Here is a 17,742-nt window from a genome sequence, read left to right on the forward strand (position 1 = left end):
GCCTGTCTTCGTTCGCGACTGCGGGGCTCCGCTCCGCCGCACTCCTCGCGCTCATGTCGAATACGCCGAGTTCTCGTGCACGTACGCGTGCGACAGGTCGTTGGTCCAGACGGTGGCGCGCTCGTCGCCCGCGTTGAGGTTCACCTGGATCGTGACGTCGCGGCCCGACAGGTCCACCTTGGACCGGTCGTCGGCGGCCGTGCCGGACCGGCACACCCACACCCCGTTGACCGCCACGTCGAGGCCGTCCGGCTCGAACGCGGCCGCGGTCGTGCCGACCGCCGCGAGAATCCGGCCCCAGTTGGGATCGTTGCCGAACAGGGCCGTCTTCACCAGGTTGTTGCGGGCCACCGACCGGCCGACCTCGACCGCGTCGTCCTCCGTCGCCGCGCCGAAGACCTCGATCGCGATCTGCTTGGTGGCCCCCTCGGCATCGGCGACGAGCTGCTGCGCCAGATCGTGGCAGGCGGCGGTCACCGTCGCGGTCAGCTCCTCCTGCGACGGCTCGATGCCGGACGCTCCGCTGGCCAGCAGGATCACCGTGTCGTTGGTGGACATGCAACCGTCGGAGTCGACCCGGTCGAACGTGCGCCGGCACGCGGCCCGCAGCGCCTCGTCGAGGGCGGCCGACCCGGCAACGGCGTCGGTGGTGAGGACGGCGAGCATCGTCGCGAGCCCCGGGGCGAGCATGCCCGCGCCCTTGGCCATGCCGCCGACGGTCCAGCCGGTGCCGGCGGCCACGGTCGTCTTCGGACGGGTGTCCGTGGTCATGATCGCCTCGGCGGCGGCGGGGCCGCCGCTGCGGGCCAGCGCCCGCACCGCCGAACCGATCCCGGGCAGCAGCCGGTCCATCGGCAGCCGCTCCCCGATCAGCCCGGTCGAGCAGACCGCGACCTCGCTCGCGCCGATGAGCAGCCGGGAATTGGAGCGGCTCAGCGCGGTGGCGGTGCGTTCGGCGGTGGAGTGGGTGTCCTGGAACCCCAAGGGACCGGTGCAGGCGTTGGCACCGCCGGAGTTGAGCACGACCGCCCGCACGACGCCGCCCCGGACGACCTGCTGGGTCCACAGCACGGGGGCCGCCTTGACCCGGTTGCTGGTGAAGACGGCGGCGACGGTGGCGTCCGGGCCGTCGTTGACGATCAGCGCCACGTCCCGCGCGCCGGTCGACTTCAGCCCCGCGGTCACACCGGCCGCCCGGAACCCCTTCGGCGTAGTCACGCTCACGACGCCACCTCGCTGCGCTCGGCGGCGCCGTGTCCAACACCGAACCTCACGGCTCCCTCGCTCCGCTCACTCACGGCGCCACTCCGAATACGGACAGGCCGGTGGTCTCCGGCAGGTCGAACATCAGGTTGGCGCACTGCACGGCCTGGCCGGCGGCGCCCTTGCCGAGGTTGTCGATGGCACTGGTGACGATCACCCGGCCGGAGTCGACGTCGGTGGCCACCTGGAGGTGGCAGGAGTTGGAGCCCAGCGTGGCGGCGGTGTGCGGCCAGGCGCCCTCCGGCAGGAGGTGCACGAACGGGGCGTCGGCATAGGCGGCGGCGAGCACTTCGCGGGCGTCGGCGCTGCCGGTCGGCCGGGCGGTGACGGTCGCCAGGATGCCGCGCGGCATCGGCGCGAGGACCGGGGTGAACGAAAGACCGGTGGCTCCCGTGGCCTGCTTGATCTCCGGCACGTGCTGATGGGCGCCGACCTTGTAGGGCGTCAGGTCGCCCATCACCTCGCTGCCGAGCAGGTTGACCTTGGCGGCGCGGCCGGCGCCGGAGGTGCCGGAGGAGGCGACGACGACCACGTCGGCGGGCTCCACGGCGCCGGCGGCGATCAGCGGGGCGAGCGCCAGACTGGTCGCGGCGGCGTAGCAGCCGGTCGCGGCGACCCGTTCGGATCCGGCGATGGCGGCCCGGGCGCCGGGCAGTTCGGGCAGGCCGTAGGTCCAGGCGCCGGCGTGCGTGCCGCCGTAGTAGCGGGTCCAGGCGGCGGCGTCGGCGAGCCGGTGGTCGGCGCCGAGGTCGACGACCCGGACACCGGCGGGCAACTGCGCGGCGAGCGCGGCGGACTGGCCGTGCGGCAGGGCCAGGAAGACCAGGTCCGCGTCGGCCAGGGTGGCCGGCCCGGTCTCGGCGAGCGTCAGGTCGAGGCCGGCGAGTTGTGGATGTACGGCGGAGACCCGTGCGCCGGCCTGGGTGTGGGCGGTGGCGGCAACGAGGTCGAACTCGGGGTGCCCGGCGAGTAGGCGGAGCAGTTCGCCGCCCGCGTAACCGCTCGCTCCGGCCACCGCGACCCTGATACCCATGTATACCTCCGTATTGCTATGCGAGCGAAGGTATCAGGATGCAGCAAGTCACCGCAAGAATATGCAGTCCATCTAATGATCAAACGGTGGCCGGTCCGTCAGGCGGGATCGGCAACCGGAGGCACACCACTCCGCGCAGGTCGAGCCACGCCGAGTCGGGCGACCGGACCAGTCGCAGCACCACCTCCGTACAGTTGGGGCAGCGCGCCACGAGTCCGGGCCCGTGGTCGAAGACCAGCAGCGTCGCCACCGGCGCGTCGAACCCGCACGAGGCGCACCGGCCGTCGGCCGCCGTCACGTCCACCGCGAAAAGCTCCCGCATCGGCCCGGCGAGCGAGTTGCCGTCGACGTACCGCCCGGTCATGGTGCCGGTGTCACTTCGCTCGGTCATGTCATCCTCCGGTCGGGCCGAACCGCTCGGTGCGGATCCGGCGCGGGTCGTGCCCGAGCGCGACGAGGACGTCGGCCACCGCCTCCACGAACCCCGTCGGCCCGCACACATAACAGGTGGGTGCCAGGTCCGGCGGCCAGCCATGGGTGTTCACGTCCGCGACCGAGATCCGCCGGGGCGGCCCCGGCCACTCCGGCGGTGCCTGGCGGGTCCAGACGTACGCGACGTCCAGGCCGGCGTCGTCGCGGACCCGGCGGCGCAACTCGTCGGCGTAGAACAGGTCGTCGGGCGTACGCGCCGAACAGATCAGCCGGAACGGCACCCGGCTGCCGGCCGCCCGGCGGGCCCGGATCATCGCCATCAGCGGCACGATCCCCGATCCGCCCGCGACCAGCAGCACCGGCGCGGTGTCCGCCGGCCGCCACACGAACCAGCCGCCGACCGGCCCGCGGACCTCCACCGGGTCACCGGTCCGGTACGTCTCGACCAGGTACGCCGACACCTCCCCGTCCGGCACCCGCTGCACGGTCAGCTCGACCCGCTCACCGTCGCCCGGCGCGGCCAGCGAATAGCTGCGCGAGGCCTGGTATCCGTCCTCGGCGGTGAGCCGTACGTCGACGTGCTGCCCGGCCAGGTGGCCCGGCCAGCCGGCCACCTCGAGGACCAGCGTCCGGGCGGTCGGGGTCTCGTCGCGGGCTTCCACCAGGCGGCCGACCCGCCAGGTGAGCCGCGGGCTCAGTCCCCTTGATACCGCTGCTCGCGCCACGGGTCACCGTAGTCGTGGTAGCCGGCCGTCTCCCAGAACCCCGGCTCGTCGTCGCGCATCAGCCGGACGCCGCGCACCCACTTCGCCGACTTCCAGAAGTACAGGTGCGGAACGATCATCCGGGCCGGGCCGCCGTGCTCGGGTGCGAGGTCCGCGCCGTCGAACCGGTACGCGATCCACGCCTGCCCGTCCCGCAGGTCGGCCAGTGGCAGGTTGGTGGTGTAGCCGCCGTACGACCGGACCAGGGCGTGATCGGCGCCGGTCTCGACGTCGGCGAGCAGGGTGTCCAGGGAGACGCCCCGCCAGGTGGTGCCGAGCTTGGACCACCGGGTGACGCAGTGGATGTCGACCGTCGGTTCCTCGCTGGGCAGCGCCAGCATCTGCGGCCAGGTCCAGCGGTGCTCCGCGCCGGTCTCGGTGGTGATCACGAACTCCCAGTGGTCGAGGTCGATCCGCGGGGTCGGACCGGCCGACAGCACCGGGAAGTCCTCGACCAGGTATTGCCCGGGCGGCAGGGCCGGCTGCGTGGTGCGCCGGCGGCCCTGGAAGCCGGGCGTGACGATGCCCATCCGTCAGTCGTACCACCGGTGGGGCGGCCTGTCCCGGCAGCCCGGAAACCCGGCCGGCGGCATCCGGCGGGTCAGGTCGGGTCGCGGCGACCGGTGAACCGGCGCGGCGCGACGACCACGCCGAGCAGGTCGGCCTCGGTGAAGTAGCCGACCTGCCGCGAGTCACGGCTGGCCGGCGGGTTGTCGCCGAACAGCACCAGATGACCGGGTGGCACCAGCCGGTGCCGGTCGGGTGGTGCCGACGGCGCGCTGGACGGTGCGGACGGCAGGCCGGGCGGCGCCGGATCGCCCGGCAGCGCCACCGCCCGCTTGACCAGCAGTCCGGCCGGCGGGCCGGTGGGCCAGCCGGCCGGTGTCCGCACCACGACGACATCGCCGCGGTGTATCCCGGCCAGGGTGGTGCGCCGGGCGACCACCCGGTCGCCCGGCCGCAACGTCGGCCGCATGCTGTCGCCGTCGATCGACACGACGAGCCAGCGGCGCCGGACCCACCACGCGATCCCGGCCGCCGTCACCGCGGAGGCGGCCAGGAGCGCGCAGACGGCCAGGACCGGCGCCACGACGGTCAGGCGCCGCGCAGCACCGCGCCGAACCGGGACGCCGCCCGCGAGACCGCCGCGTCGCGGGCCGCCACCGCCTCCTCGCCGGTCAGGGTCCGGTCCGGCGCCCGGAAGGTCAGCTTGTAGGCCAGCGACCGCCGACCGGCACCGAGTTGCTCGGAGGTGTAGACGTCGAACAGGCGTACCGACTCCAGCAGGTCACCGGCGCCCTCGGTGAGGGCCGCCTGCACCGACTCGGCCGGAACGTCCGCGTCGACGACCAGCGCCACGTCGATCAGCGCCGGCGGGAAGCCGGAGATCCGCGGGGCGGGCACCACCGGCGCGGCCGGCAGCGTGTCGAGGTCCAGTTCCATAGCGCAGGTGCGCCGGGGCAACTCCAGCGCCGCCACCACCCGCGGGTGCAGCTCACCGGCGTATCCGACGACGACGTCGTCGACAAGCACCTCGGCGCAGCGCCCCGGGTGCCACGGCGCCCGGTCACCCGAGCGGACGGTGACCCGGTCGCCGGGGATGCCGGCCACCTCGACCACGGTCCGGGCGGCCTGCACCGCGTCGGACCAGTCGGCCGGGCGGCCGCCGCCCCACCAGCCGGCCGGATCGACCTCGCCGGCGAGCGCCGCCGCCACGTGCCACGGCTGGTGCGGCACGGTCGCGTCGGCGGCGGTGAACCGGGCCGGCGACGGCCGGTCGTCGACCCCCATCGCCGGCGGACGGCCGGCACCCGGACGCGGCTGGAACACCATGCCGATCTCGTACAGCGCCAGGTCGCGGTGGCCGCGGCCGACGTTGCGGCGCAGGACGCCCAGCAGCGGGCCGAGCAGCGTCGTCCGCAGCAGCGGCTCCTCGTCGGACAGCGGGTTGGCCAGCCGCACCGCCGACCGGCGGGCGTCGTCGGCCGGCAGCCCCAGGGCGTCGAGCGTCTCGGGGCCGACGAACGGATACGACAGCACCTCGACGAACCCGGTCTCGGCGAGCGTACGGGCGATGGAGCGGCGCCGGCGCTGATCGTCGGTGAGGCCCCGGCCGGCCGGGGCCAGCGGCAACGCCCCGGGGACGTTGTCGTATCCGTCGAGGCGGGCGACCTCCTCGACGAAGTCGGCCGGGTCGGTCAGGTCGGGCCGCCAGGTCGGCGGGGTGACGCCGATCCGGTCGCCGGTGCCGCTGCCGGGCGCGGCGCCACCCGCCGAGGTGACGGTGCAGCCGATCTCCTCCAGGAGGGCGACCACACGGGCCGGCGGGTAGGCCACACCGACCCGGCGGGCCGGCAGCGTCACGTCGAGTTCGACCGGCGTCGGCGGGGCGACCTCGTCGAAGTCGAGGATCTCGGCACCGGCCGTGCCGCCGCCGTGCTCGGTGAGCAGGCTGACCGCGCGCTCGATGGCGACCAGCGGCAGCGCCGGGTCGACGCCGCGCTCCCACCGCTTGGCGGCCTCGCTGAACAGCTTGTGACGGCGGGCGGTGCGGCCGACCATGACCGGGTCCCAGTGCGCCGCCTCGAAGAGCACGTCGGTGGTGTCCGGCATGACCTCGCTGGTCTGCCCGCCCATCACCGCCGCCAGCGAGATCGGGCCGGTGTCGTCGCAGATGACCATGTCCTCGGCGTCGAGGACCCGGGCCACCCCGTCGAGCGTGGTCAGCTTCTCCCCCGCAGTGGCCCGCCGGACCACCAGCGGGCCGGTGAGCCGGGCCAGGTCGAAGGCGTGCATCGGCTGGCCCAGTTCGAGCATCACGTAGTTGGTGATGTCGACCGCCAGCGAGATGGCGCGGATGCCGGCCAGGGTCAGGCGTCGCGTCATCCACTCCGGCGAGGCGGCCGTCGGGTCGACGCCCCGGACCACCCGGCCGGCGAACCGGTCGCAGCCGAGCGGGTCACGGACCTCGACCGGGTATGCCGGCTGCGGGGTCGCCGCCGGGGCCGGCACCAGGCCGGGGTCGCGGAACGGCACCCCGAACGAGTGGGCCAGCTCGCGGGCGATGCCGCGCACCGACATGGCGTAGCCACGGTCCGGGGTGATCTCGACCTCGACGACGATCTCGTCGAGCCCGACGACCGGCCGCGCGTCGTCGCCCGGGCGGGCGGGGCTGTCGGCCGGCAGCACCATGATGCCGGCGTGGTCCTCGCCGAGCCCCAGCTCACGGGCCGAGCAGATCATGCCGTTGGAGTTGCGGCCGTATGTCTTGCGGGCGCCGATCCGGAACCCGCCGGGCAGCTCGCCGCCGGGCAGGATCACCACGACCCGGTCGCCGACGGCGAAGTTGGTCGCCCCGCAGACGATCTCCTGCGGCTCGCCGGTGCCGTTGGCGTCGCCGACGTCGACCCGGCAGAACCGGATCGGCTTCTTGAACCCGGTCAGCTCCTCGATCTCGCGCACCTCGGCGACGACCAGCCCGCCGGTCACCGTCGCGCGCAGGTCCACGATGGACTCGACCTCGATGCCGAGGCCGACCAGGGCCTGCTCCAGGCGCTCCGTGGTCAGGTCGGCGGGCAGGTCGACGTGCTCGCGCAGCCAGGAAATAGGAACTCGCATGTCTTCGTGTCTCCCAGGACTCGGCCGCTAGATCTCGACGCCGAAGGCGCGGGTGAACCGCACGTCGCCCTCGACCATGTCGCGCATGTCGCTGACCCCGTGCCGGAACATCAGCGTGCGCTCGATGCCCATCCCGAACGCGAACCCGGAGTAGACCTCCGGGTCGATGCCGCAGGCCCGCAGGACCCTCGGGTTGACCATGCCGCAGCCGCCCCACTCGACCCAGCGCGGACCGTCGCGGTGCTCGGCGAACCACACGTCGAACTCGGCCGACGGCTCGGTGAACGGGAAGTAGTGCGGCCGCCAGCGGGTCCGCGCGTCCGGTCCGAACATGGCCCGGGCGAAGTGGTCCAGGGTGCCGCGCAGGTGCGCCATCGTGATGCCCTTGTCGACCACCAGGCCCTCGACCTGGTGGAAGACCGGCGTGTGGGTGGCGTCGAGTTCGTCGGTGCGGTAGACCCGGCCCGGCACCACGACGTAGATCGGCGGGGTGCGGGTCAGCATCGTGCGCGCCTGCACCGGCGAGGTGTGCGTACGCAGCACCAGCCCGGAGCCCTCCGTGGACCCGTCGGCCGCGGCGACGTGGAAGGTGTCCATCAGGCCGCGGGCCGGGTGGTCCGGCGGGATGTTCAGCGCGTCGAAGTTGGCCCACTCCAGCTCGACCTCGGGGCCGTCGGCGATCTCGTAGCCCATGCCGACGAACAGGTCGCCGATGCGCTCCATGAGGGTGCTCAACGGGTGCCGCGCGCCGCGGGGGCGCCGGTCGCCGGGCAGGCTGACGTCGACCCGCTCCTCGGCCAGCACCCGCTGCGCCTGCTCCTCGCGCAGCACCACCTGGCGGGCGTCGAAGCCGGCCTGGATCGTGGTCCGGGCCTGGTTGACGCGCTTGCCCGCGTCGGACTTCGCCGCCGGCGGCAGTGCGCCGATCTCGCGGCGGGCCAGCGACACCGGGGCCCGGTCGCCCAGGTGTGCCGGGCGCAGCGCGGCGAGGGCGTCGAGGTCACCGGCATCGGCGAACGCCTTCTCGGCGGCGGCGACGGCTTCGTCGAGGGCACTCTGGTCGAGCAACGCGACCTGTTTGGGGTCGTACGGGTCGTTGCGGTAGGTCATGACGGGCGGGCACTCCTTCACGTCGGGCGCGGCCCGGACGCACGCGGTGAGCGGGCGCGACGTGGTCGACGCGGCGCGTGGCGTCACGTGTTCCGGACGGCGGTGGAGAGTCTACGGACGCGCGGCTGTGCCGCAGCCCGCCGGTCGACGATCAAGGGATGGGTTCAGCCCCACCGCCCGCCGCGACCGGCGGGCTGGCTAAACGAGCGGCGGCGCGCGGCGGCGTCGGACCGGCCGCGTTCGCTCGTGCCGTGCTCGTTCATCTGCGGGGCTCCCTGTTACGAAGTGCTCTGGCCGAAGCGTACAGGCATACCGCCGCCGCGGCAGCCAGGTTCAGGCTCTCGGCGCGGCCGTGCAGCGGCACCCGGACCCGGGCGTCGGCGGCCGCGGCCAGCTCCGGCGGCAGGCCGTGGGCCTCCGACCCGAACAGCCACGCGGTGGGCCGGGTGAGGCCGCCGTCGTCGGCGAGGTCGTCGAGGTCGGTGTCGCCGTACCCGGTGGCGGCCAGCACGGTCAGCCCGGCGCCGCGCAGCGCGGCGACGACCGCGGCCGGGTCGCCGTCGCGCACCACGTCGAGGTGGAAGAGGCTGCCGGCGGTCGCCCGGACGCACTTGCCGTTGTACGGGTCGACGGCATCGCCGGCGAAGACGACCGCGCCCGCGCCGGCGGCGTCGGCCGTACGCAGCACGGTGCCGGCGTTGCCCGGATCGCGGATCCCGGCGAGGACGGCGACCAGCCGGGGTGCCCCGGCCAGCGCGGCGGCCAGCGGCACGTGTCGTTGCGCGCAGACGGCCACGACCCCCTGCGGGGCCACCGTCTCGGTCAGCGCGGCCAGGCCGTCGCCGGTCACCGGCGACACCGGTACGCCCGCGGCGACGGCGGCGGCGACCAGCTCGTCGTGCCGGCGCAACGCGTCGTCGGTGCCGAAGAGTTCGTGTACGCCACCGGCGGCGGTCAGCGCCTCGCGGACCGCCTGCGGGCCCTCGGCCAGGAACCGGCCGGTCGCCTCCCGGTCCCGACGGCGGTGCAGCCGGCGGGCGGCGACGACCCGCGGCGTACGCGCGGTGAAGCGGGGCTCCGCCGCCCAGACATGGTCGAGGCGCCCCTCATGCTGTCCGGACAACACGCGGGACGCCTCGACCATGGTTCAGGGGATCAGGCGGCCTGGGCCGCCGGGCCACCGGTGCCCTCGGCCGCGACCGCGGCCTTGGCGACCTCGACGAGCGCGGTGAACGCCGCCGCGTCGTTGACGGCCAGGTCGGCCAGGATCTTGCGGTCGACCTCGACACCGGCGAGCCGCAGGCCCTGGATGAACCGGTTGTAGGTCAGCCCGTTGGCGCGGGCGCCCGCGTTGATCCGGGTGATCCAGAGCTGCCGGAAGTCGCCCTTGCGGTCGCGACGGTCCCGGTAGGCGTACTGCATCGAGTGCAGCACCTGCTCCTTGGCCTTGCGGTACAGGCGCGAGCGCTGGCCGCGGTAGCCGCTGGCGGTCTCCAGCAGGGTGCGGCGCTTCTTCTGGGCGTTGACTGCCCGCTTGACGCGTGCCATCTCAACTACTCCTTAGGTCAGTCGGGTGGCGCGCGTCAGCGGCCGAGCAGCTTCTTGATTCGCTTGACGTCAGCCTTGGCCACCTCGACCGTGCCGGTCAGCCGGCGCGTACGGGTGGAGGGCTTGCCCTCCAGCAGGTGGCGCTTGCCGGCCTGCTCGGTACGGAGCTTGCCGCGACCGGTCACCCGGACCCGCTTTCCCGTACCGGTGTGGCTCTTCATCTTCGGCATTTGAAACGTCTCTCCCCTGTTACTCGCCGCTGTTGTCGGCGGCGGTGCCGGTGTCCCCGGCGGCTCGGGCCGGACCGGCCGGATTGGCCGGTGCCGCCTCGGTGTCACGGTCACGCGGCGCTCCGCCACGGGCGGCGGTGGCGGCCACGGCGGACGCCTTGACGGCGCGGTGCGGCGCCAGAACCATGATCATGTTTCGACCGTCCTGCTTGGGGGCGGCCTCGACGTATCCCAGCTCCGAGATCTCCGACTCGAGCCGGCGCAGGAGCCGGTAGCCCAGCTCCGGACGGCTCTGCTCGCGACCGCGGAACATGATCGTCACCTTGACCTTGTCGCCCGCCTTGAGGAACCGCACCACGTGACCCTTCTTGGTCTCGTAGTCGTGCGGGTCGATCTTGGGCCGCAGCTTCATTTCCTTGATGACGGTCTGTTGCTGGTTACGCCGGGCTTCGCGCGCCTTGAGTGCACTCTCGTACTTGAACTTTCCGAAGTCCATGAGCTTGCACACCGGCGGGCGCGCCATCGGCGCAACCTCGACCAGGTCCAGGTCGACGTCCGCGGCCAACTGCAGGGCACGCTCCAGCGGGACGATGCCCACCTGCTCACCCTCAGGGCCGACGAGTCGGACCTCACGTGCCCGGATCTGCTCGTTCACCCGTGGCTCGACGCTGATGTGGCCTCCTCAGTCTGTTATCACCTTGGCGCCGACTCCCGGCGGTGTCCCGGACGGGACACCGACCCGGAAAGCAGAAGGCCCCGGCGCATGCCAGGGCCTGCTCGACCGGTCGGCCACGACCCGCGCACGCGGACGTGACACCCGGGTAGGGACGAACCCTCCCGGGTTGACCGGACCCGATCACCTGTCGCGGCGATCCGGGTGGGAGCAGGCGCTCCGCTTCGTGGCTGCCATGCGGGCAGCCTGGTCGACGCTGAAAAGTCTACCAGGCTGCTCACATTTACACGCACGACCCCGGCCGCGCTGCTCACATCTACACACACGGCCCCACCGGCCCGGGTCGCGCCGCTTCGGCACCGACCGACGACGGCGTCAGCCGGGCGTGGGGGCCGACACCCCGGCGTCGGCGTGCAGGGCACGCAGTGCCCGTACGCCTTCGACGGCGTGCTCCTTGTCGACCACCTGCAACGCCAGTACCGGGATCAGCTCGTCGTCGTGCAGTTCCACGCTGGCCCACGCCGAGCCGCGGTCGAACCGGACCGACCGGACGACATCCCACGGCAGGTCCCAGGAACCGAGCACGTTGCGGATCCGGACCCCCTCGGCGTCGGCCTCGACCCGTGGACGGGTGAACATCAGGATGCCGGCGGCGATCAACACGCCCAGACCGATCATCGCGAACTGGTCACCGCGCTGGAACGTACCCATTCCGTCACCGGTCGGTCCGCGCAGCGCGGTCCCGACCACGGTGAACAGGACGACCACCGCCGCCGCCAGGGCCCAGCAGGTCTTGCGGATTCGCCGCGGCCGCAGCCGCACGACAGCGGAGTCACTCACCACCCCAGTGTGCCGCATCGATCAGCCACGATGTCGCACCCGGCCCCGGAACGGCCCCGTCCCCGGCGCCCCGAGAACGACCCGCCGCCTCGGCGAATGATCGGCGAACACCATTTCTCCGATCCCGCGGGCATCGCTGATCGGACTTTCCAATATCACCAGAAAAGGGCACTGACGGCTACGCGATAGTCTTCTCGATTGTCGCCCGGAACCGCCGAATGATTGCCTCATGACGGGACCGACACCACCGCCCGCGAGCTGCCCGATCGGTTGGCAGCCGAGCGCACTGACCCCGGTCTTCCACGGGATGCGGGAATACTCCCCCGCGGAGGGCGCACCGACCCGGGTCCGGGTCTTCTTTCCCAGTCTCGACGGCGCGGTGGCCACGGCTCCGATCCTCGACGGTTGCGGACGTTATCCACTGATCATTTTCGCGCACGGTCACTGCGCCAATGATCCGAACCATTTCCGCAAGTGGATCCAACTGCCGGCCCAACTCGCCCGCAGCGGCTACGTCGTGGCGGTCCCGGAACTGACCCACATATCCATCCTTCCGCAGAACGCGAGCCACCCGTCCGTACCGGTGCTCGGGACGCTGCTGAACTGGATGCGGCAGAGCTGGGAACACAGCGACGTCCTGATGCCGGCGGAGAAGACCGGCGTCGCCGGACATTCGTACGGGGCGCTTCTCACCGCCTGGTTCGCGACGGTCACCCCGACCGTGGCCGCGTACGCCGGGCTGAGCGGCACCTGGCAGGAACTGAACGTCACGCTGCCGATCGCCGCCCTGAACCGGCCGAAGCTGATCGTCGCGGGACATCCGGCCGAGGACTCCTTCACCGAACTCAACGCCGCCCAGTGGTCGGCGCTGCCGATCCCCCGGCACCGGGCGACGTTCGCCAACGGCCGCCACTTCGACTACCTGCCCGCCGGCCAGACGCCGTGCGACCCGGAACGCGGCCCGTGCCCGCCGCTGGCCCTGGCCGCCGCCGACCTGGTGACCATGTTCTTCGCCAAGTACCTCTGGCCCGAGCACTCGCCGCACCTGCCCGGCCGGGTACCGGACAACCTCGTGCCGCCGCCGCTGAACCTGACCCCGGAACAGGAGTTCTACGCCGGCAGCCACCTGATCGGGATGCCGGCGATGACGGGGGCGAACTGCGCGTACACCCTCGACTTCCAGGTGCCGCTACGCCCGGTGCCGCACGTCGTGGGCCTGCCCATGGTGCCGGCCCGGCAACAGGTCATCGCGGCCGGCTTCCGGCCGACGCTGACCGGGCTCGGCACCTGGGTCTCCGCCCAGTCGCCGGCGGGCGGCAGCAGTGCCCCGTCCGGCAGCACCGTACGACTGACGCTGCGCAGCGGCCCGATCCCCTGACCGGCCGGTCGCGCCGGTGTGCGGTCAGGGCCGCCGGACGGCCAGGTGGGTCAGCCAGGCGGTGCCGATCTCGGAGGTGTACCGGCGCTGCACCCGGGTGTCGAAGTCGGCGGCGAGCAGCGCGTCGACCTCCGTCGAGGCGTACCGGGCGAAGAAGCGGGTGACGCCGCCGGGAGCGTTCCAGAAGGACTCGTCCTCCCAGCCCTCCCCACCGCCCTCCTTGAGCGCGACCATCAGCACGCCACCGGGCCGCAGCACCCGGGCGACCTCGGCGAGTACCACCGGGGCCAGCGCCTTAGGCAGGTGCAGCAGCGATGCCGAGCACCAGACTCCCGTGAAGACCCCGGCCCGGAACGGCAGGCCGCACATGTCGCCCTGGGCCAGGGGTTGCCCGCAACGGGCCGCAGCCTGCCGGAGCATGCCGAGTGACAGATCCAGCCCGACCACCCGGCGGCCGCGGTCCGCCCAGTACGCCATGTCCCGACCGGCACCGCAGCCGAGGTCCAGAATCGGGCCGGCCTCGGCGAGTTTCCCGAACTCCTGCGCCGGTACGAGGTAGCCGGCTGGCATCTCGGCATTGATCTCGGCGAACCGCTCCGCGATCTCGTCGTAGGCGACCTGGTGACGGATATTGATCTCGTCCAACATGCCGCCACGATAGGCGGGGCCGGACGGGCGCGGGGGTCAGGAGCCGGCCGGGGCGGGGCGGACGACCCGGCCGGACACGACCACCGCCACCACCGTCAGCAGCGCGCCGGCCAGCACCGCGAGGCTCGCACCCGGGCCGCCGGGCACGATCAGGTCGAGCAGCAGCGCGCCGCCGAGCTGGCCGCCGACGATGGCCAGCCCGGTCCGCAGTACGCCGACGGACCGGACGCTGAGCAGCAGGATCACCACGATGATCACGGCGAGTACGCCGCCGACGTAGAGGTACCAGTCGGTCGGCCACGGCCCGCTCAGGTGCGGCACGATGCCGAGCGCCACCGCAGCGGCGACGACGGCCGGGGTGCTGACCGCGAAGTTGACGGCGGTGCCGGCGGCATTGGTGCTGGCCGCCGAGAGCCGCGCGTTGAGCGCCGACTGCAACGCCACGGCAAGGCCGCCGGCGACCGCGAGCGCGACCCCGGCCAGCGCCAGGTCGCCGTACGGGCGGCCGACCTGGGCCAGCGCCACCGCGCCGATCCCGAGCAGGGCGCCGGCCACCCGTGGCCAGGTCAGCGCCAGACGTCCGCCGGGTGCCAGGCCGCCGCGGTCGACCGCCAGCCCGCCGAAGCTGTTGCCGGTCACCTGGGCGATGGTGAACAGGGCGACGCCGAGCACCGGTACGGCGTAGGTGGCGGCGGTGACGAAGAACGCGCCGCCGAGCCCACCGAGGTAGGCCCACCACGGCAGCCCGGACCGCCGCAGTGCCCGCAGGCCGCTACGCATCGACGGCATGACCAGCAGTCCGACGAGTAGGACGGCCGTACCGACGGCGTTGTTGACCACCGCGCCGAGGGCGGCGTTGCCCATCCGGGCGCCGAGTTCGGCGTTGGTCGCGCTCTGCGCCGCCGAGGCGACCCCGCCGACGGTGGCCAGACCGAGGGCCGCCCAGCCGGGCAGCGCCTTCACGACCGGCCCTCGGGCCCCGGCCCCGCGCCGGCCGCTCGGGCCGGATCCGGCCGGTCTCACAGCCGGCAGGCGTGGATGACGGTGACCAGGATCGCCCGGGCGCCCAGGTCGTACAGCTCGTCCATGATCCGGTGTACGGCGTCGCGCCGCACCATCGCCTGGACGGCGACCCAGCCCTCGCGGTGCAGCGGCGAGATGGTCGGCGACTCGATGCCGGGCGTCAGCGCGGACGCCCGGTCGAGCAGGTCGGCGCGTACGTCGTAGGCGAGCATCACGTAACGGCGGGCGACCAGGACGCCCTGGAGCCGGCGGATGAGCTGGCCCGCCTGGCCGCTCAGCGGCGCGGCCGGGCCGGCGCCGCCGCCGGCCGCGTCGGCGCCGGTGGTCGGGGCGGACGGCGCGTCGGAGCGGCCGATCAGCACCGCCGTGGAGCGCAGGATCGGCTCGCCGACGACGACCAGGCCGGCCTGGCGCAGCGTGGCGCCGGTCTCGACCACGTCGGCGACGACGTCGGCTACACCGAGCCGGATGGCGTTCTCGACCGCGCCGTCGAGCCGGATGACCTCGGCCTCGCGGCCGTGCTCGGCGAGGTGGCGGGCGACGACACCGGGGAACGAGGTGGCGATCCGCCGGCCACTGACGTCGCCGTCGGGGCCGAGGGTGCCCGGCCGGGCGGCGAACCGGAACGAGGCGGCGGCGAAGTTCAGGTCGAGGATCTCGGTGGCCGGGCTGTCGGAGTCGACGAGCAGGTCGCGGCCGGTGATGCCGAGGTCCAGGTCGCCGGAGCCGACGTAGGTGGCGATGTCGCGGGGGCGCAGGTAGAAGAACTCGACGTCGTTGCCCTCGTCCTGGCAGACGAGGTCACGGTCGGAGGTGCGTTGGCGGTAGCCGGCCTCGCGCAGCATGTCGGCGGCCGGACGGGAGAGGGTGCCTTTGTTGGGTACGGCGATCCGCAGCATCTGTGGTGCTCCTTTGGACGTTTCCGGTCGGTCGACGGGCACGTCACAGATGTCGGTAGACGTCCTTGAGTTCCAGTCCGGTGGCGAGCATCAGCACCTGGGCCTGGTAGAGCAGTTGGGAGATCTCCTCCGCGGCGCGTTCCGGGCCCTCGTGCTCGGCCGCCATCCACGCCTCGGCCGCCTCCTCGACGACCTTCTTGCCGATCGCGTGCACGCCGCGCTCCAGCGCGGCCACCGTCCCGGAACCCGGGGTGCCGGCGGCGGCCTTGGCCTGCAGTTCGGCGAACAGCTCCTCGAACGTCTTCACGGTCACGGATTCTCGCAGCCTCCCCGGCGCGGCCCCGCCGCCGGCCCTCCCCCTTCCCCATCCCCTGGCCCGGCACGGCCGCGCCAACCCCCGTCGATCTTGCACTCGTCGCCCGACAAAAGCCCCGAAAGGGGGAGATAACCGCAAGATCGCGGGAGCCAGGACGGGGGTGACCGGCCGCGTCGTCACGTGGGGCAGGTCACAGGGAAGTCGCGATGCTGTGACGGCTGACGATCCCCGCCGCCACGCGCCCTATGCTCACCAGCCATGGCACGCCCATCCACCACCGTCACGCGCCTCGCCGCGACCGGCGCCCTACTGGTCGCCCTCGCCGGCTGCGCCCCCGAGGAACCCACCCCCACCGCCACCGGCACCCCCGCCGGCGGATCGACCTGCACCAAGGAGTCGCTGCCGACCAGGACCGCGGGCAAGCTCACCATCGGCACCGACGACCCGGCGTACGAGCCGTGGTTCAGCGGCAACGACCCGGCCAACGGGCAGGGCTTCGAATCCGCGGTCGCGTACGCGATCGCCGAGAAGCTCGGCTACGCCAAAGAGGACGTGGTCTGGACCCGGGTCCGGTTCGACAACGCGATCGCCCCGGGGCCGAAGGAGTTCGACTTCGACATCAACCAGTTCTCCATCACCGACGCCCGCAAGCAGGCCGTCGACTTCTCCTCCCCCTACTACAAGGTGCGGCAGACGATCATCGCGCTGAAGTCGTCGAAGATCGCCAGCGCCACCTCGCTCGCCGACCTCAAGGACGCCAAGCTCGGCGCCCAGGTCGGCACCACCAGCTACTCGGCGATCACCGAACTGGTCCAGCCCAGCAGCCAGCCGCAGGTCTACAACAGCAACGACGACGCGAAGAAGGCCCTCCAGAACGGCCAGATCGACGGCCTCGTGGTCGACCTGCCGACCGCCTTCTACATCACCGCCGCGGAGATCACCGACGCGAAGATCGTCGGCCAGGTGCCGCAGGTCGGCGTACCGGAGCTGTTCGGCCTGGTCCTGGACAAGGGATCGGCGCTGACCGGCTGCGTCAGCACCGCCGTCGACGACCTGAGCCGGGCCGGCACGCTCGCCGAGCTGGAGAAGAAGTGGCTCGCCCAGGTGGCGGGCGCCCCCGAACTCACGTGACACCGCACACCCCGTCGAAGCACCAGCTCGAGCGGGCCGCCTACCGCAGGCGGCAGACGGTCCGCTCGGTGCTGGTCGCCGCGCTGTCGACCGGGGTGCTCGGCACCCTGCTCGTCGTCGCGGTCACCGGTGCGCCCGGCTGGGAGCGGGTCCGCGCGTCGTTCCTCGACCTCGACATCGCCCGCGACGCGTTCCCGGCCGTCCTCACCGGACTGTGGCTCAACGTACGGCTGCTGGTCTTCTGCGCGCTCGGCGCGCTCGCCCTCGGCCTGCTGATCGCGTTGCTGCGCACCCTGCGCGGCCCCGTGTTCTTCCCGGTCCGGGCGCTGGCGACCGGCTACACCTACACGTTCCGCGGCCTGCCGCTGATCATCGTGCTGTACGTGCTCACCCTCGGCGTGCCCGGGCTGCGGCTGCAGGGCATGCCGAGCGTGCTGGTGCTCGGCGGCGCCGCCCTGGTGCTGACGTACGGCGGCTACCTGGCCGAGGTGTTCCGGGCCGGCATCGAGTCGGTGCACCCGAGCCAGCTCGCGGCGGCCCGCTCGCTCGGGCTGACGTACCGGCAGACGATGCGGCACGTGGTGCTGCCACAGGCGGTGCGCCGGGTGGCGCCGCCACTGCTCAACGACACCGTCGCGCTCCAGAAGGACGTCGGGCTGGTGTCGCTGGCCGGTCCGATCGACGCGGTACGCGCCGCGCAGATCGCGACCGCCGAGACGTTCAACTACACCCCGTACATCGTGGCCGGGATGCTTTTCGTGCTGCTGGCGATCCCGCTGATCGCGGTCACCGACTGGGTGACGCTGCGGGCGGCCCGCCGCCAGGCAGGAGGATGA

20 protein-coding genes are annotated in these 17,742 nt (G+C 73.0%); 3 read left to right on the plus strand and 17 right to left on the minus strand.

The window, feature by feature from the left end; all coding sequences use genetic code 11:
* Positions 1 to 51: 51 nt before the first annotated feature.
* The 13 genes from argJ to QCD66_RS24325 all read right to left on the minus strand — a co-directional run bounded on the left by argJ (position 52) and on the right by QCD66_RS24325 (position 11,529).
* A complete protein-coding gene (argJ, locus tag QCD66_RS24265) occupies positions 52 to 1,224 on the minus strand; it encodes a bifunctional glutamate N-acetyltransferase/amino-acid acetyltransferase ArgJ (protein WP_357540118.1) in 1,173 nt (390 codons plus the stop codon).
* Positions 1,225 to 1,294: 70 nt separating this feature from the next.
* Positions 1,295 to 2,296 carry an N-acetyl-gamma-glutamyl-phosphate reductase gene (gene argC, locus QCD66_RS24270; RefSeq protein ID WP_375735176.1) on the minus strand — a complete coding sequence of 334 codons (1,002 nt, stop codon included), beginning with the start codon at positions 2,294 to 2,296 and terminating at the stop codon, positions 1,295 to 1,297.
* A 79-nt stretch (positions 2,297 to 2,375) separates the two neighbouring features.
* A complete protein-coding gene (locus tag QCD66_RS24275; RefSeq protein ID WP_364207565.1) occupies positions 2,376 to 2,687 on the minus strand; it encodes a DUF6510 family protein in 312 nt (103 codons plus the stop codon).
* A 1-nt stretch (position 2,688) separates the two neighbouring features.
* The gene (locus QCD66_RS24280; protein WP_364207563.1) at positions 2,689 to 3,453 is read right to left on the minus strand and encodes a ferredoxin reductase; all 765 of its coding nucleotides are present in this window, start codon (positions 3,451 to 3,453) and stop codon (positions 2,689 to 2,691) included.
* Positions 3,423 to 4,022 (minus strand): sulfite oxidase-like oxidoreductase, encoded by a 600-nt coding sequence (locus QCD66_RS24285; protein ID WP_364207561.1) that lies wholly within the window; start codon positions 4,020 to 4,022, stop codon positions 3,423 to 3,425. The genes QCD66_RS24280 and QCD66_RS24285 overlap by 31 nt, the downstream gene beginning before the upstream one ends.
* 71 nt (positions 4,023 to 4,093) lie before the next feature.
* Positions 4,094 to 4,582, minus strand: a complete 489-nt coding sequence (locus QCD66_RS24290) for a S26 family signal peptidase (RefSeq protein WP_375735177.1) — start codon at positions 4,580 to 4,582, stop codon at positions 4,094 to 4,096.
* A 5-nt stretch (positions 4,583 to 4,587) separates the two neighbouring features.
* Positions 4,588 to 7,110, minus strand: coding sequence for a phenylalanine--tRNA ligase subunit beta (pheT, locus tag QCD66_RS24295; RefSeq protein ID WP_375735178.1), 2,523 nt, complete (start codon positions 7,108 to 7,110; stop codon positions 4,588 to 4,590).
* 27 nt (positions 7,111 to 7,137) lie between these two features.
* Positions 7,138 to 8,220, minus strand: coding sequence for a phenylalanine--tRNA ligase subunit alpha (gene pheS, locus QCD66_RS24300; protein WP_357540105.1), 1,083 nt, complete (start codon positions 8,218 to 8,220; stop codon positions 7,138 to 7,140).
* Between the two features lie 259 nt (positions 8,221 to 8,479).
* Positions 8,480 to 9,346 (minus strand): TrmH family RNA methyltransferase, encoded by an 867-nt coding sequence (locus QCD66_RS24305; RefSeq protein ID WP_375735179.1) that lies wholly within the window; start codon positions 9,344 to 9,346, stop codon positions 8,480 to 8,482.
* A gap of 29 nt (positions 9,347 to 9,375) precedes the next feature.
* Positions 9,376 to 9,768: a 50S ribosomal protein L20 gene (gene rplT / locus QCD66_RS24310; RefSeq protein WP_212817162.1), complete on the minus strand. Its 393-nt coding sequence runs from the start codon at positions 9,766 to 9,768 to the stop codon at positions 9,376 to 9,378.
* Positions 9,769 to 9,803: 35 nt separating this feature from the next.
* Positions 9,804 to 9,998, minus strand: a complete 195-nt coding sequence (gene rpmI, locus QCD66_RS24315) for a 50S ribosomal protein L35 (protein WP_212817161.1) — start codon at positions 9,996 to 9,998, stop codon at positions 9,804 to 9,806.
* 19 nt (positions 9,999 to 10,017) lie between these two features.
* On the minus strand, positions 10,018 to 10,653 hold the full coding sequence (gene infC / locus QCD66_RS24320; RefSeq protein ID WP_364207554.1) for a translation initiation factor IF-3: 636 nt from the start codon (positions 10,651 to 10,653) through the stop codon (positions 10,018 to 10,020).
* Between the two features lie 393 nt (positions 10,654 to 11,046).
* Positions 11,047 to 11,529, minus strand: coding sequence for a PH domain-containing protein (locus QCD66_RS24325; RefSeq protein WP_375735180.1), 483 nt, complete (start codon positions 11,527 to 11,529; stop codon positions 11,047 to 11,049).
* 211 nt (positions 11,530 to 11,740) lie between these two features.
* Between QCD66_RS24325 and QCD66_RS24330 the strand changes: the two genes are divergently transcribed.
* Positions 11,741 to 12,889 (plus strand): PASTA domain-containing protein, encoded by a 1,149-nt coding sequence (locus QCD66_RS24330; protein WP_364207550.1) that lies wholly within the window; start codon positions 11,741 to 11,743, stop codon positions 12,887 to 12,889.
* A 24-nt stretch (positions 12,890 to 12,913) separates the two neighbouring features.
* On the opposite strand, the gene QCD66_RS24335 is transcribed toward QCD66_RS24330, so the two are convergent.
* From QCD66_RS24335 to QCD66_RS24350, 4 genes are read right to left on the minus strand one after another with little or no spacing between them, the layout of a single operon-like run.
* Positions 12,914 to 13,537, minus strand: a complete 624-nt coding sequence (locus tag QCD66_RS24335; protein WP_364207548.1) for a class I SAM-dependent methyltransferase — start codon at positions 13,535 to 13,537, stop codon at positions 12,914 to 12,916.
* A 36-nt stretch (positions 13,538 to 13,573) separates the two neighbouring features.
* Positions 13,574 to 14,500, minus strand: a complete 927-nt coding sequence (locus tag QCD66_RS24340; RefSeq protein ID WP_364207546.1) for a DMT family transporter — start codon at positions 14,498 to 14,500, stop codon at positions 13,574 to 13,576.
* Between the two features lie 56 nt (positions 14,501 to 14,556).
* Positions 14,557 to 15,459, minus strand: a complete 903-nt coding sequence (gene hisG, locus QCD66_RS24345) for an ATP phosphoribosyltransferase (protein ID WP_375735181.1) — start codon at positions 15,457 to 15,459, stop codon at positions 14,557 to 14,559.
* Between the two features lie 43 nt (positions 15,460 to 15,502).
* The gene (locus tag QCD66_RS24350; RefSeq protein WP_343221495.1) at positions 15,503 to 15,772 is read right to left on the minus strand and encodes a phosphoribosyl-ATP diphosphatase; all 270 of its coding nucleotides are present in this window, start codon (positions 15,770 to 15,772) and stop codon (positions 15,503 to 15,505) included.
* A gap of 261 nt (positions 15,773 to 16,033) precedes the next feature.
* Between QCD66_RS24350 and QCD66_RS24355 the strand changes: the two genes are divergently transcribed.
* Positions 16,034 to 16,906: an ABC transporter substrate-binding protein gene (locus QCD66_RS24355; RefSeq protein WP_375735182.1), complete on the plus strand. Its 873-nt coding sequence runs from the start codon at positions 16,034 to 16,036 to the stop codon at positions 16,904 to 16,906.
* Positions 16,903 to 17,742, plus strand: a complete 840-nt coding sequence (locus QCD66_RS24360) for an amino acid ABC transporter permease (RefSeq protein WP_375735183.1) — start codon at positions 16,903 to 16,905, stop codon at positions 17,740 to 17,742. Before QCD66_RS24355 ends, QCD66_RS24360 begins: the two co-directional genes overlap by 4 nt.

This window comes from Polymorphospora sp. A560, from assembly GCF_045781765.1.
Lineage (GTDB): Bacteria > Actinomycetota > Actinomycetes > Mycobacteriales > Micromonosporaceae > Polymorphospora > Polymorphospora lycopeni.

Coding starts and splice junctions, on each gene's coding strand:
- rplT (WP_212817162.1), bottom strand. CDS start 9,768: ATGGCACGCGTCAAGCGGGCAGTCAACGCCCAGAAGAAGCGCCGCACC.
- rpmI (WP_212817161.1), bottom strand. CDS start 9,998: ATGCCGAAGATGAAGAGCCACACCGGTACGGGAAAGCGGGTCCGGGTG.
- argC (WP_375735176.1), bottom strand. CDS start 2,296: ATGGGTATCAGGGTCGCGGTGGCCGGAGCGAGCGGTTACGCGGGCGGC.
- QCD66_RS24275 (WP_364207565.1), bottom strand. CDS start 2,687: ATGACCGAGCGAAGTGACACCGGCACCATGACCGGGCGGTACGTCGAC.
- hisG (WP_375735181.1), bottom strand. CDS start 15,459: ATGCTGCGGATCGCCGTACCCAACAAAGGCACCCTCTCCCGTCCGGCC.
- pheS (WP_357540105.1), bottom strand. CDS start 8,220: ATGACCTACCGCAACGACCCGTACGACCCCAAACAGGTCGCGTTGCTC.
- QCD66_RS24285 (WP_364207561.1), bottom strand. CDS start 4,022: ATGGGCATCGTCACGCCCGGCTTCCAGGGCCGCCGGCGCACCACGCAG.
- QCD66_RS24325 (WP_375735180.1), bottom strand. CDS start 11,529: ATGCGGCACACTGGGGTGGTGAGTGACTCCGCTGTCGTGCGGCTGCGG.
- QCD66_RS24355 (WP_375735182.1), top strand. CDS start 16,034: ATGGCACGCCCATCCACCACCGTCACGCGCCTCGCCGCGACCGGCGCC.
- pheT (WP_375735178.1), bottom strand. CDS start 7,110: ATGCGAGTTCCTATTTCCTGGCTGCGCGAGCACGTCGACCTGCCCGCC.
- QCD66_RS24335 (WP_364207548.1), bottom strand. CDS start 13,537: ATGTTGGACGAGATCAATATCCGTCACCAGGTCGCCTACGACGAGATC.
- QCD66_RS24330 (WP_364207550.1), top strand. CDS start 11,741: ATGACGGGACCGACACCACCGCCCGCGAGCTGCCCGATCGGTTGGCAG.